12 protein-coding genes and 1 pseudogene are annotated in these 13,351 nt (G+C 48.2%); 11 read left to right on the forward strand and 2 right to left on the reverse strand.

From position 1 onward, the window contains the following. Nucleotides 1-244 precede the first annotated feature (244 nt). The 10 genes and pseudogenes from GGC63_RS09060 (at nucleotide 245) to GGC63_RS09100 (ending at nucleotide 9,827) form a co-directional block, all read left to right on the forward strand. Nucleotides 245-1,081 carry a hypothetical protein gene (locus tag GGC63_RS09060; RefSeq protein WP_192702009.1) on the forward strand — a complete coding sequence of 279 codons (837 nt, stop codon included), beginning with the start codon at nucleotides 245-247 and terminating at the stop codon, nucleotides 1,079-1,081. A 129-nt stretch (nucleotides 1,082-1,210) separates the two neighbouring features. Further along, nucleotides 1,211-1,366, forward strand: a pseudogene (locus GGC63_RS34860) (TetR/AcrR family transcriptional regulator); the annotation flags it as partial. Between the two features lie 3 nt (nucleotides 1,367-1,369). Beyond that, nucleotides 1,370-1,783, forward strand: a complete 414-nt coding sequence (locus GGC63_RS09065) for a TetR/AcrR family transcriptional regulator (RefSeq protein ID WP_256865456.1) — start codon at nucleotides 1,370-1,372, stop codon at nucleotides 1,781-1,783. Nucleotides 1,784-1,865: 82 nt separating this feature from the next. Then, nucleotides 1,866-2,888: an MBL fold metallo-hydrolase gene (locus GGC63_RS09070; protein ID WP_192702010.1), complete on the forward strand. Its 1,023-nt coding sequence runs from the start codon at nucleotides 1,866-1,868 to the stop codon at nucleotides 2,886-2,888. A 110-nt stretch (nucleotides 2,889-2,998) separates the two neighbouring features. After that, nucleotides 2,999-4,048, forward strand: a complete 1,050-nt coding sequence (locus GGC63_RS09075) for an aldo/keto reductase (protein ID WP_192702011.1) — start codon at nucleotides 2,999-3,001, stop codon at nucleotides 4,046-4,048. Between the two features lie 365 nt (nucleotides 4,049-4,413). Further along, complete coding sequence (locus GGC63_RS09080; protein ID WP_192702012.1) at nucleotides 4,414-5,409, forward strand: ABC transporter substrate-binding protein; 996 nt, start codon at nucleotides 4,414-4,416, stop codon at nucleotides 5,407-5,409. A gap of 64 nt (nucleotides 5,410-5,473) precedes the next feature. Further along, nucleotides 5,474-6,487, forward strand: a complete 1,014-nt coding sequence (locus tag GGC63_RS09085) for a FecCD family ABC transporter permease (protein WP_192702013.1) — start codon at nucleotides 5,474-5,476, stop codon at nucleotides 6,485-6,487. Further along, complete coding sequence (locus GGC63_RS09090; protein WP_192702014.1) at nucleotides 6,484-7,527, forward strand: FecCD family ABC transporter permease; 1,044 nt, start codon at nucleotides 6,484-6,486, stop codon at nucleotides 7,525-7,527. Before GGC63_RS09085 ends, GGC63_RS09090 begins: the two co-directional genes overlap by 4 nt. Nucleotides 7,528-7,558: 31 nt before the next feature. Then, nucleotides 7,559-8,137: a nitroreductase gene (locus GGC63_RS09095; protein ID WP_192702015.1), complete on the forward strand. Its 579-nt coding sequence runs from the start codon at nucleotides 7,559-7,561 to the stop codon at nucleotides 8,135-8,137. Nucleotides 8,138-8,240: 103 nt separating this feature from the next. Further along, on the forward strand, nucleotides 8,241-9,827 hold the full coding sequence (locus GGC63_RS09100) for an AraC family transcriptional regulator (RefSeq protein ID WP_192702016.1): 1,587 nt from the start codon (nucleotides 8,241-8,243) through the stop codon (nucleotides 9,825-9,827). On the opposite strand, the gene GGC63_RS09105 is transcribed toward GGC63_RS09100, so the two are convergent. Then, nucleotides 9,778-11,283: a hypothetical protein gene (locus GGC63_RS09105; RefSeq protein WP_192702017.1), complete on the reverse strand. Its 1,506-nt coding sequence runs from the start codon at nucleotides 11,281-11,283 to the stop codon at nucleotides 9,778-9,780. The genes GGC63_RS09100 and GGC63_RS09105 overlap by 50 nt on opposite strands. Before the next feature lie 387 nt (nucleotides 11,284-11,670). Between GGC63_RS09105 and serC the strand changes: the two genes are divergently transcribed. Beyond that, nucleotides 11,671-12,756, forward strand: coding sequence for a 3-phosphoserine/phosphohydroxythreonine transaminase (gene serC / locus GGC63_RS09110; protein WP_192702018.1), 1,086 nt, complete (start codon nucleotides 11,671-11,673; stop codon nucleotides 12,754-12,756). Nucleotides 12,757-12,834: 78 nt separating this feature from the next. Here the strand turns inward: serC and GGC63_RS09115 are convergent, their stop codons facing one another. Continuing rightward, the gene (locus GGC63_RS09115; protein WP_192702019.1) at nucleotides 12,835-13,350 is read right to left on the reverse strand and encodes an SRPBCC domain-containing protein; all 516 of its coding nucleotides are present in this window, start codon (nucleotides 13,348-13,350) and stop codon (nucleotides 12,835-12,837) included. Between the last annotated feature and the right edge of the window lies 1 nt (nucleotide 13,351).

A 13,351-nucleotide genomic window follows, 5' to 3' on the forward strand; every position in this document is an offset into this window, starting at 1 on the left:
AATGAGCAAAGAAAGCAATAAAGTTGTTGTGCTGCTCCTAACCATAGTCTGCCTGCTTCCGTTTCTTTTTCTCTGGTGGTTTATATCGGCAATGAATTCACCGATGGTGGACAATTGAAGCCCGTTTGAAAAACAATTTCGAAATCTACGGTGAACGGTACCAAGGTCCGGAGTCGGAGGACTCGTGGACGGACATTTGTTTTCCCATACGAAGAGTTACCGGAGATTAGTGAGGAGAATGTAAGTGAAACGATGGATTGGATTCATGGCCCTGACGATATTGGTCTCGGGCTGTTCGGGGGCTGCCGAAAGCAAGACCCAGGCTGCAGCGTCACTGATCCCACAGCTGGTTTTGGAACAACCTTACTATCAAGAGCTGTCTGCCCAACCCTCTCTTGAGCTGGAATTTTCTCCGCTGCCTTCAACTGAATTTCAGGAGTTACGTGAAGAGAAGCCCCCTAAGGAAGAGGTCTTTTTACATACAATCGAGGTTCAGACAAGCCATGAGCAATCTATCCTTGTTCACCTTTACGCACATAAAGACGATAAGAATCTCATTTATGGCTACTTGCAGGATCAGGATACCTGGTATAGCTTAGGGCGGCTTTCGGGCGACGGATCGAGTAAGGTTGAGCCTTCCCAGTGGAGAGGAGGGACCGTTCCGGAATTTGAGGTGAATGGCTCCATCGGATTAAGCATCTTTTACTACAGGGAGGACTCCCGTAAATGGGTTAAGGATAACGATTTCCAGATGCATGAGATTTACAAGCTCGATCTTGATGGTGACCATAAGGCTGAAATTATTGAGACGCTGTGGACACAGGATCCTTATGTTGCCGTTTATCGGTGGAATCCTGGCGTGAAGCAGTTTGAAACCGCGCATATCGCCCCTGCGGCTAATTCATTCTTTGCCGGGGGCAGCGAGCCGCAGTTTGCTTTTCCCTTTCAGGAGGACGGACAATGGTACATTCAGTCGGGAAATGGAGATGTGTACAGCTTTTTCAAGTATAGCAGCGGCTCCATCACCCCGGTCATTCTGGATGATACCCGAAATAGGTTAAAAGAACAGCTCAGGTACTAAAGGGTGAGGAGGGGAAGTTGTTGCCTAAGTCGATGGGAGCAGCGGCCGTTACGTTTCTTCCCAGACCCATTAGCGACTTCACATGTCAGCGTATTTGACTTTAATTGAATGATCGTTTATTATTCAACCATGAGATATAAGGACAAAAATAAAAATGAAGCTATTTTTCAAGCAACCATACAGCTTTTGAATGAGATCGGCTTCTCTGAAATTTCCATGTCTAAAATCGCCAAACGGGCTCAGGTATCGCCAGGAACGATCTATGTTTACTTCGAAAACAAGGAGGACATGCTGAGGAAGCTGTTTTTGAATGTCGAGCAAAAGATTAGTTCAAGTATGTTCCAGGGTGTTCATCATCCAATGCCGGTCAAGGAAAGATTTGAACTGATTATGAGCAACTATATTGAATTCATTCTTAACCATAAAGATGAATTCCTCTTCTATGAACAATTTTGCAACTCACCGCTTGTCGAGAATTTGTATCTTGAAGATTCCAGTATGATGTTCCAGCCTTTTTATAAATTGATTGAGGAAGGCAAAGAACAGAAGCTGCTTAAAGATTACGATACCATGCTGATGTTAGTTTTGATTTATGCTCCTGTTACCGAGCTTGCCAAGCAATATTACAGAAGAGAATTTGAATTTAATGATAAAAATGTGAAGGACTTGATTCAATCAAGCTGGGACGCTGTCAAAGCATAAGGAGTCCTTCTTTTTTTAAATCATAAATGAATGAACGTTCAATTTTTATTGATTTTAATAAACAATTGGAGAGTTGGTACCTATGTCCAGTAAGAAAAGAACGGAATATCAAACATCCAAAAACTTCGTAAACGGGAGGTTTAAATATCCTGTTGAAACGACTGTCGATTACAACGTGAAGGCTTTGCTCCCCATCTTGCGGCAATATATCAAAGGCAATCCCAGGGCTCGGCCGAAAGAAATACTTCCGGTCCAGCGAATCGTGGCACCTTTATCAAAGGAAGATGTTAATAAAACGGCTGTTACATGGCTCGGGCACTCTACTTCGTTAATTCAGCTGGAGGGGCGGCTATTACTGTTAGATCCGATATTTGAGTCCTATTCCTCTCCTTTCAGGTTTGGCGGCAGACGTTATAGCGAACAATTGCCCATTGAAATCGAGGATCTTCCGCAGATTGATGCGGTGCTTATCTCACATGATCACTATGATCATCTGGATTTCAGGTCTATCATGAAATTAAAAGATAAAGTGAGAACATTTCTTGTCCCTCTTGGGGTTGGCGGCCGTTTGGAAAGATGGGGTGTTGTTCCTGACAAGATTGTGGAGCTTGACTGGTGGGAGGAATTTGGGTTTGAAGGACTGAAGTTTCGCTGCACACCGGCAAAGCACTCATCGGGAAGAGGGATTTTTAGGAAAAACACTACGCTGTGGTGTTCCTGGATTATTGAAGGAAAACATACAAAGATATTTTTTAGCGGAGATAGCGGCTACGGCCCTCACTTTAAAGAGATTGGCGAAATCTGCGGTCCCTTTGATCTGACATTAATTGAGGCTGGACAATACGACAACAATGGCTTGTGGCCACTGCATATGCTGCCCGAGGAGACAGTTCAAGCCCACATTGAACTTCACGGTAACATATTGCTCCCGGTTCATTGGGGCGCATTTACACTCGCGTTCCATGACTGGGATGAACCGATCAAGCGTGTTCTCAAGGCTGCAGCTGAAAGAAGCGTCGTCATCGCGGTACCTCGCATAGGTGAAAGTGTTGAGATTGGTTCTTCCGAAAAGCCATCGGTTCCATGGTGGAGAGATATTACTTGAAGGGGGTGATTCATGTAAAAAGCGGCGCATCCAACGATGATCATTTTCTTATAAAAAAAGAAAGATTTCCAGTTTTGAAAAAAATGAATAACTATGATTAGGAGGCATTTATGAAATATTATTTATTAGGAAAAAGCGGATTACGCGTCTCGGAGCTTGCTCTTGGCACCATGACTTTCGGAACGGATTGGGGATGGGGTGCAGACAAGGATGAAGCACGCAATATGCTGGACATTTATCTTGATCGGGGCGGAAATTTTGTCGATACGGCCAGCGGTTACACGAACGGAAGCTCGGAAAAAATGTTGGGTGACATTCTAGGCGAGCGGCGTGAGCGTATCGTTCTTGCTACAAAGTATACGATGAATACGCACCAAGGGGACCCGAATGCAGGCGGAAATCACAGAAAAAATATGATTCGCTCTGTTGAAAAGAGTTTGTCACGAATGAAAACAGATTATATCGACCTGCTGTATCTGCACTCCTGGGACAATACGACGCCGGTTGAAGAAGTTCTGCGGGCCATGGATGATCTTGTGCGAGCGGGCAAGGTGCTCTATGCAGGGATATCGGATACGCCAGCTTGGCAGATTTCGCGGATGCAGACGATCGCAGACCTGAGAGGATGGTCTCCTCTAATTGCTCTGCAAAACGAACATAGTCTGATCGAGAGAACGTCGGAAAGAGAGCTCACTCCGATGGCTCAGGAAATGGGGCTCGGGATTATTGTCTGGTCGCCTCTGGCTAACGGTCTTTTGACCGGAAAATATTCAAGAGAGGATTTGCAGCAGCGAAATATGGAATCCGAGGGCTGGAGTTCACGGATAACCATGATGGCTAGCCATGGCATGTTAAACGAGCGAGTATTTAATATCGTGGATGAAGTCAAAAAGGTAGCAGATGAAGTGAATGCTCCAGCAGCACATGTTGCGTTGGCATGGCTGAGAGCCCAATCGTCCGTTACATCTATTTTGCTGGGTGCTAGTAAAGCTGGGCAGCTTGAAAGCAATTTGAACATGCTGGATCTGAAGCTGTCTGAAGCGCAGCTGCATAGACTCGATGCGATAAGTGCGATTGAGCTGGGGTTTCCGCATAAATACTTAAATGATCCTGCAAATCTGTGGGGCGTTTTTGGGGGCGTAGCCGTCGAGCGTCGCTAAGATATGTACAAAACACCTTCAAGTGATGTTTACCATGTCGTTAGATATGGAAATAAACTTGGAGGTGTTTTTTGAAAATGATAGAATTTTTCACTCAAATACTTGTCAATTTCGCCTGCGCAAGTCGAGTACTTTATTTTCCAGCCTATAACATTATTTTCTTCCGACAAAAGAGGGCTATTTGCGCTGTAGCTCAACTCAGGGTTCCATATTATAAAGCTGAAACGGTGTACAGGGGAAGATGGGATAAATTTAGTATGTGAAACGGCTAATATTGGATATGTACAAGGAAAAGTCTGCCTCCTATAATTGATAATAATTATCAGTATCAACTGAAAGGTCTAATTACGGGGGGAAGCAATCGGATGAGAGTAATAAAAATGATGTTGGTGCTAGTCCTGGCGCTGGCGGTTTCAGCTTGCGGGCAGTCGAGTACGGCTGGGACCGGGGATAGGAACAATAGCGGTCAGGCTGCCGATGGAGGTAAGCCGCCGCAAGGCGCTGCCGCCTACACAGAGAAAACAATTAAACACGCTATGGGTACGGTAACGTTGAAGAAGAAACCGGAGCGCGTCGTCGTCCTGTTTAACGGCGCTGTAGATATTGTTGTCACACTTGGCGTAAAACCGGTCGGGGCTGTAGAATCCTGGGACCAAAAGCCTTGGTACAACTATTTGCGTCCTCAAATGGAGGGGGTCAAGAACTTGGGGGATGAGCTTCAGCCGAATGTGGAAGCCATAATGGCATTGAAGCCTGATTTAATCATCGGACAAAAAACACGTCACGAAAAAATATACCCTCAGCTAAACAGTATCGCCCCTACGATCATCATGGAGGAATTGTTTGACTGGAAGGAAAACTTGAAGATGGCTGCAGATGCTCTGGATAAAGAAGACGAAGCGGCGAAATTCTTGAGTGATTGGGATAAGCGTGTCGCCGAATTTAAGCAAAAGGTTGGCAATAAGCTTGCGAATACAGAAGTATCGCTGATCCGGTTTGAGAAGGACGGCAGCGCGCGGATATATGTCACGGGTTTTGCAGGAACGATATTTAAAGAGCTGGGACTAAACCGGCCAAAAGCTCAGCAGGTGGAAGGCAAGAACGTCGTCAACTTAACTTCGAAAGAACAGATGTCTCAGCTTGACGGGGACTACATATTCGACATCACCCAGATCACAAGCGATGCGAACCACGCGAAAACACAAGGCGACTGGACATCACATCCGCTATGGAAAGGCTTGAAAGGCGTCAAGAACGATAAATATTTCAAAGTAGATGTCATTACATGGAATTTAAGCGGCGGTGCTACGGCAGCAAAAGCGATGCTCGAAGATCTGTACAAATACTTCGATATCAAATAGCTAATAAATGCCTATGAATGAGCCGGGGTGCTCATTCATTTGTGCATCACAGGGAGATTCTCAGATGATAGCAAGCAAATCTACAACCGGATGGAAATGGTTCGGGTTATTGGCAGGATGTATCCTTATGCTGCTGTGCGCTGCCTCAAGCATCCTGTTCGGAGCGACGAACTACAGCTGGCACACGGCGTGGGATGCAGCTTTTCATTACAATGAGGAAATTACCGAGCAGGTCATTGTCCGCACAACCCGGATACCGAGGGCGTTTATTGCTGCGTCGATCGGTGCAAGTCTCGCGATAGCAGGCGCGCTCATGCAGACGCTGACTCGTAATCCGCTGGCGGCGCCAAGCGTGCTCGGGGTGAATGCCGGTGCCTCCTTCCTTGTCGTATTGGGAGCAGTGGTATTCTCTGTCACATCCATGCAGATGCTTATGGTGCTGGCCTTTATTGGAGCGGCAGGCGCCGCCATTATCGTGTATGTATTGGGTTCGGCCGGACGCGACGGGTTAACGCCTTTGAAGATTGTTTTGGCCGGTGCGGCAATGACCGCTTTATTTTCTTCTTTTACCCAGGCCATTCTCGTCTTGAATAAGCAGGGCTTGAATACGGTGCTCTACTGGCTGACAGGCACGATCGCCGGCCGGTCCCCCGATAATTTAATCGCAGTTCTGCCTTACATGATCCTTTGTTGGATGGCGGCATGGGCCATAGCCAAGGATATGAATCTTCTGATGATGGGAGAGGACACGGCGAAAGGCTTGGGACAGAGGACGATGTGGGTTAAAGTGACGGCCGGGCTCATTATCGTTGTACTGGCCGGCGGCTCCGTATCCGTTGCCGGACCGATCGGCTTCATCGGGATTGTCATCCCGCATATTTCGCGATTTTTTACCGGGGTGGACCACCGGTGGGTGATCCCGTACTGCGCCGTACTGGGAGCCATTCTTCTCCTTGCGGCGGATCTGGTTGCCCGGTTCATCATGATTCCGGAAGAGATGCCCGTAGGTGTCATGACCGCGTTAATCGGAGCCCCGTTCTTCATGTATATCGCGCGGAAGGGGTTGGCCCGATCATGAAGCAATATGTCCCTTTGCGCACTAAGCAAGGCCGTCTCTCCATACTGATGCACAAGAAAACGATGTGGGTGTCGCTTGCGCTTTTATCAGCTTGTTTGCTGATAGCCATCCTGAGCACCGGGATGGGAGAGCTGTATATCTCTCCGTGGAACGTGGTTCTAAGCCTGCTCGGAGCAGGCTCCGATGACTATTCCATGGTGATTCAGAAGCTGAGGCTGCCGAGAATATTGGTCGGCTTGCTTGCGGGAGCTTCGCTGGCCGCAGCCGGAGCGATGCTGCAGGGCATCGTTCGCAATCCGTTGGCTTCGCCGGATATCATGGGAGTAACGGGCGGGGCTTCCGTTGCCGCCGTAGGCTTTCTTACTTATTTTGCAGGCAGCTTGAGCATTCGCTGGCTGCCGGTTGCAGCATTAATAGGAGGGGCGGCCGTCTCCATTGTGCTGTACTTGCTGGCGTGGAAGCGGGGCATAACCCCTTTTCGGCTTATTCTGGTGGGCGTCGGCATGTCTTCTCTTATGTCTGCAGCAACCTCGATGATGATTATGTTTAGCCCCAGCAATGATGCGGGTCAAGCCTATCTGTGGCTGACCGGGTCTGTGTATGCCGCCAACTGGGAGAACGTTCTGACCATCTTGCCTTGGACGGCCATCCTGCTGCCGCTTTCTTTCATTCTGGCCCGCCATGTCAACATCAGCCAGCTTGGGGACGACATCTCGGCAGGTGTCGGAAGCTCTGTAGAGCTGAACCGGATGCTCCTGCTGCTGGTCAGTGTGGCGCTGGCAGGAGCTGCCGTCGCTGTGGCGGGCGCTATAGGCTTCATCGGGCTTATCGCACCGCATATGGCGCGCAAGCTGGTCGGTTCCAGCTTCGAGAATGTGCTGCCCGTCTCCGCGCTGCTGGGAGGCGCCATCGTCCTGCTGGCCGATCTTGTAGGGAGAACCTGCTTTCTCCCGTTGGATGTGCCTGTAGGCATCTTCACTTCCGCTGTAGGAGCTCCATTTTTTATTTATTTGCTGTACGCAAGACGAAACTCGAGATAAGACTATGCATTAGAACAGGGAGGATTATCGTATGACAAGAACGGATACGAAGCCGGCAGGAAGTGTGGCCGAATTGATCAAGCAGAGAAGAACGATCAGATTATTTAAAAGCGATGAGGTCCCGACCGAGCTGTTGAAGGAGCTTCTGAATGTGGCGGTTTGGGCCCCGAACCATGAGTACCGGGAGCCTTGGAGATTCATCCTGTTTCAGGGAGAAGGGAGAGCCAAGCTTGCTCAGGCAATGGTACAGACCTATTCGGCAGAGGAGCGGGAGAAGTACGGCAATAAGAAGATGGACTACTTCCTGCGGGTACCGGCCCATCTTGTGATCGTCATGCAAGAGGATCCCCGGCAAAAAGTATGGGAGGAGGACTATGCCGCTGTCTGCAGCCTGATTCAAAACTTCCAGCTTGCAGCTTGGGAGCAAGGGCTTGGCGTCGTTTGGAAAACCAATCATTACAGCTTTGAACCTGATTTCAGGACGGCGATCGGCATCCGGCCGGGAGAGAAGATTGTAGGCGTGCTTCATATCGGGTACCCGGAGATCATTCCGCCGGCAAGACCTCGTACTGCAGCTGAAGAGCGATTGACTATCGTGGAGCATAGTTAAATAGAGAATGCAGCGGAATAACCCTTCCCAACAGTGAAAAAACCATCTATACTACAAAGTAATGATAATGATTCTCAATGCTGTTGGGGAAGGTGAAATGCAGATGCTGAAATGCCAATATCCTCTTGTTATCCTCTCCTCCATACATAAGCGCCGCTATCCCAAGTACCATACGCCGCAGTTTCCGGCAATTCCTGCTGACCTATTGTGCGTAGTAACCGGCGGGAAAGGGATGGTACGAATACAAAATCAAATGATTCCCCTAGGTCCCAACCAACTGTTTTATTTGAAGCCCTCCATGGAAATTGAGGTAATGCTGGAGTCCGATTATGCGGATTACTATTTGTTAATGCTGCGGCCAGTGACTGTTACCAGGCAAAAAGGCGAATGGTCATGCCAAGATTCGAACGGCACTATAGACCTTTTGCCAACCGGCAGGCTGCCTTTCCAGCACGCCAAAGGATGGATTCAACAAGTCGAGCAGCTGTACGCTCTCAGCAAGTCCGGGTCCAAAACCGGTTCTTTAGAGGCTCATCAGCTTTTTCAAAGACTTGTTCAAGAGCTTCTTCAGGAATTGCCCGAGCAGGAAGGGACAGAGCCATCGAGCAACGGCATCGACGAAAGCATAGGGTATATGTACAAGCATTACTCCGAGAAGATTAAGCTGGATACATTAGCGGACATAGCCGGTTTAACCAGGACCTCCTACTCCAGGAGCTTCAAAAAAGCCAAAGGGATCACACCGGTTCAATATTTGAACCAGATTCGGATTGAGAGCTCCAAGGAGCTTCTGAAGCAGGATTGCTCCATTCAGGAGGTTGCCGAATCCGTCGGCTTCGGAAATGAATTTTATTTTAGCCGCATGTTCAAAAGGACGATCGGTCTATCCCCCACCGTTTATATGAAACGCAAGCAATTGAGAGTGGGAGTGGCATCCTGCTATAGATATAGGGAAAATCTTCGCACCTTGGGCACTGAGGCCTTATATGAAATGAACGGCTATACCATTGAGCAGCTGAGTCCGGAGGAGCATCGAAGATTTGTCCAGGTACAGCTGGATGCTTTACGGGAAGCCCAGCCGGATATTATTTTATCCGATTATCGGCATCTGCCCTTCTACGATCGTCTAAAGGATATTGCCCCGACGATTTGTCTGGATTTTACGATGGATTGGCGCCAAAATCATTGGAGAATAGCGGAGCTTGTAGGCCGGGAGAAGGAAGCCAGACATAATTTCGATCAGATGGAGCTTAAGGTGAATTATGCCAAAAAAGTGCTGTCTCAACGGCTCGGGAATGAGACGCTATCGGTCATGCGCTTTTATTACGGCAAATTCCGCGTGTACGGCATGACCGATCATCCCTTGAATCATTTGCTGTATAAGGAGCTTGGGCTGAAGCCGGGGAGCTGTGTCCCGCAGCATGAACGGAGCAAGGAGTATTCGATGGAGAATATGCCGCCTTTCGAGACCGACCACCTGATGATCTACAAGCATCACGTGGGGCCGAAGGACGAAGCTAATTTTGCGGCCCTGCTGGCTGGTGAAGAATGGAGTACGATGAAGGCCGTTCGGAATCATCAGATTCATTTCACTCCGAATTGGATCGGCAAGAGCTGGTCGCCTACCGGGCAGAACGAGATCATCGATTATTTGCTGGCAGTTTATTCTTCGGTGAGAGCTTACGAATAAATTCATCCAACTCGATGGTTAAAGGGGTTTGCTTGTATGAAAGCATTAGAAGGAGCAGATCGCTGGAATAAGAGGCTTTCCTGTCCCCCTGATACAACGTCATGGTGTACGAATCCTCATCCTGTCCCTGGTATTGATCGGCTGGCTGCAAACGGATGCGTTGTAATCGTTCGGATAGGGCCTGGATGATGTCGGGTTCTTGAATGGTGATCCGCTTTCCTTGTTTAAATTGCAGTTCAATTTTATCGATACGGCTCACATCAAAATCAAGTATGGTGCTTAGAGGGATACCTTCTTCACTTGGTTTGTTGTCTCCAGCGATAGCTATTTCATAGGCGGTGGTCTGCCCAGGATAACTCATTGAGCTAAACCTTGCTTTCCAAACCTCTACGGTCTGGCCAATGGTAAGGTCATCGAAGCGGAGCTTTGAATCCTGCCCCTTTCTATGAATGTTCGAATCGCCGGCAACACTAAACCAACTCGCCTCAGGAGTAGGATTTATCAATCCAGTTCTTTTATTGTAATTAATAACAAGAATACGTTTCCTTGAATGATCAATTGACATAATATTCCCCTCAACATCCGCCTGGTGTGAAATAGTGAAGGTGGTAATGGAGAGAGGGAAGGAACCTCCGACTTCATTGAATAAGGCGTTTTTTAACGCTTCGATCTCATCGTAATTTAACATGTCTCTGTGGCGATAGAGCCTTCGAACTTCAAGCCGCTCTATATCGTTTTCGGTGAGGAGTGAAACAGGCTCCAGGGACAATTTTGTGAAAAGAGGCTCAAACTCTTTCATACCTGACGAACGGAATTTATCCCGGTAGTTTGCTTCTGAAGCGGTGAGGTGAGCTACAGCCTCGTTATCCTCGTAATGCTCAATAGCCCTAGCCGGGTGAATCCACTTTTCTCCTAAATAGGTTACTACGCGATACCATGGCTGGCAGCGTTCTGATTCCGGTTGGACGCTACCTAGAGTTTCGTCACTGCAAGTATAAAGTTCACCGAGCACTCTTACTGTCTGTGGGGAAAGTGTTCCCACGGTTCGTTCATTGTCCCCAGGAAAGTCATAAATGTCCTCAATATCCTTCAACGTGACATCCATCCGGACTGCATAATATTTTTCTTTGATCACCGCTGGCCCGTTTTGCAGCCATTTTTCGCCAAGCCATGTTTTTACAAGATACCGGTTATTTTCCAGTTGATTAGGTGATTCCGGGAGACCATTGCTTGTTTTAACTACCTGAACCGACTGGAAGGCTGATATAATTCCGACCGGCCCGTCGTTTGTTGAGGCCCCATTATAAACAGGGGTGTCAGCAAGCAGAGTAAGCTTTCCCGGCTGTTCATTTACACTCGTATCGGCTTGAGCCTCTGCAGCGTATATGGTTAAACAAGTAATGAATATTGCGATGATGATGGAGCAGAATCGCTGGAATCCATTTATTTTTGTCAAAATTACCACCTCTTTCCACACGTTTAGACGCATGGGATGGATGAAAGTTTCCCCCTAAGGAAAAATTCCAGATACCTACTTAAGTAACTGGCTAAGCGAAAAAGGTGATTGACACATTGGTCATTATGGATATAATTGACATTAACAATTGGAAATCCGATTATGCCAATGATGAGAATCCAACTCGGAGGCGTTTTCGTCAAGAGCTTTCCTTGGGGAATGCTTCCTAAGTCTACCGGCCCTGCCCGTTATCGCGGAACCAAGAGGATTGGACTGCGTAACCCGCAGTTCGATCAAGTTGGGTGGCACCGCGAGCAGACGCTCCTCGTCCCAATAAGACGAAGAGCGTTTTTTTGTTTCCACAAAAATGGGAGAGGATGAGTAAGGATGAATCGTGTCTACAACTTTAATCCGGGGCCGGCGGCTCTGCCGCTGGAGGTTTTGCAGCAAGGACAGCAGGATTTTGTCGAGTATCCATCGTATGGAATGTCGCTAATGGAAATGTCACACCGTAGCAAGGCTGTCGAACAATTAAACGAAGAAACGCAAGAACTATTAATTCAAGTCCTGGATCTTCCTAAGGATTATCATGTGCTGTTCATGGGGGGAGGGGCAAGCACGCAGTTTGCGCTAACGGCGATGAATTTTTTAAAGAGCGGTAGAGTCGGAAGTTATATCCTAACGGGCAGCTTTTCGGAAAAAGCTTATGCCGAGGCCCAGACTATTGGCCATGTAAACATTGTGGCCAGCAGCAAGGAGCACCAATGGAGAATACTCCCGCAGATTAAAACCCTGCCGCTAGCGAGTCATACGGCTTATGTGCATATGACGACCAATAATACGATTGAGGGTTCGCAGTTTCATGAAATCCCCGATACGGAGCAAATACCGCTGATTGGGGATATGACAAGCGATATATTGAGCAGAAGAATGGATTGGACCCGATTTGCGATGTTCTATGCAGCGGCACAAAAAAATCTGGGTCCCGCTGGGGTGACAGCGGTCATGATACGTGATGATCTGCTAAGGGAGTGTAACGAACATATCCCGGCCGTCTTCAAATACACCACCTATGTCCAGCACAAATCGCTGTACAATACGCCCCCGGTTCATTCCATTTATATGATGAAGCTGGTATTGCAATGGGTAATGCGACAAGGGGGGATTGCGGCGTTAGAGGAACAGAACGAGAGGAAAGCCGGACTACTGTATGAGGCTATTGATGCCAGCCATGGTTTTTATCAAGGGATCGTAGATCCATCGGCGCGTTCTGTTATGAACGTTACCTGGCGGATGGAAGACGAGCATATAGCGAAACGGTTTGTACAGGAGGCTGAGCGCAGCGGATTCGCAGGCCTGGCTGGACACCGAAGTGTGGGGGGCTTACGAGCTTCCATTTATAATGCGGTACCGCTTGAGGCTTGCAAGGCGTTGGCGGCATTTATGTGGGATTTCCAGCAACGTAATGGATAAAGCAATCTGAGGGCGCTAGGCGTTCCCCGTATCAGGCATCAAAAAAGCCGCCGGCTCTCGGAGCCAGGCGGCAATGCTTTACTTAACCTCGTTCAGACGCTCTTCCAGACGATCCCAAGTTTCGGTGATGCCCTGCAGCATGCCCATATCCATAACGGTCTTGAGGGCTTCCGCAGACACATATTCACCACGATTGACCAGCTTCGTCTTACCGCCCAAATCGATAAATTCCAATACGACCTTGGTCGACGGCATAGAATCGTTCGAATTGCCTTCTGCATCGGAGAAATAGTCCGTGTAGACGATTCTCTCCGGCTCGACAATTTCTTTGTACACTGCTTTGCCCCATGATTCCATACCATAATATTGCCCATGGTTCTGATCGACACACTTCATACAGTAGTGCCATACGCCCCCGGGACGGAAATCGATGCGGCATACCGGAACCTCCCAGCCTCTAGGTCCCCACCAGTGCTTAAGATGCTCCGGCTCTTTAAACATTTTGAACACGAGATCGCGCGGCGCGTCGAAAACACGCTCCAGTACCAGTACCGTATCATTTTCCACCCTCGAAACCATTGCGTTGCTTGACATG

The organism is Paenibacillus sp. OAS669 (assembly GCF_014873645.1).
Taxonomy (GTDB): domain Bacteria; phylum Bacillota; class Bacilli; order Paenibacillales; family NBRC-103111; genus Paenibacillus_S; species Paenibacillus_S vulneris.

Coding starts and splice junctions, on each gene's coding strand:
- GGC63_RS09070 (WP_192702010.1), top strand. CDS start 1,866: ATGTCCAGTAAGAAAAGAACGGAATATCAAACATCCAAAAACTTCGTA.
- GGC63_RS09065 (WP_256865456.1), top strand. CDS start 1,370: ATGCTGAGGAAGCTGTTTTTGAATGTCGAGCAAAAGATTAGTTCAAGT.
- GGC63_RS09080 (WP_192702012.1), top strand. CDS start 4,414: ATGAGAGTAATAAAAATGATGTTGGTGCTAGTCCTGGCGCTGGCGGTT.
- GGC63_RS09075 (WP_192702011.1), top strand. CDS start 2,999: ATGAAATATTATTTATTAGGAAAAAGCGGATTACGCGTCTCGGAGCTT.
- GGC63_RS09095 (WP_192702015.1), top strand. CDS start 7,559: ATGACAAGAACGGATACGAAGCCGGCAGGAAGTGTGGCCGAATTGATC.
- GGC63_RS09115 (WP_192702019.1), bottom strand. CDS start 13,350: ATGTCAAGCAACGCAATGGTTTCGAGGGTGGAAAATGATACGGTACTG.
- GGC63_RS09100 (WP_192702016.1), top strand. CDS start 8,241: ATGCTGAAATGCCAATATCCTCTTGTTATCCTCTCCTCCATACATAAG.
- GGC63_RS09085 (WP_192702013.1), top strand. CDS start 5,474: ATGATAGCAAGCAAATCTACAACCGGATGGAAATGGTTCGGGTTATTG.
- serC (WP_192702018.1), top strand. CDS start 11,671: ATGAATCGTGTCTACAACTTTAATCCGGGGCCGGCGGCTCTGCCGCTG.
- GGC63_RS09090 (WP_192702014.1), top strand. CDS start 6,484: ATGAAGCAATATGTCCCTTTGCGCACTAAGCAAGGCCGTCTCTCCATA.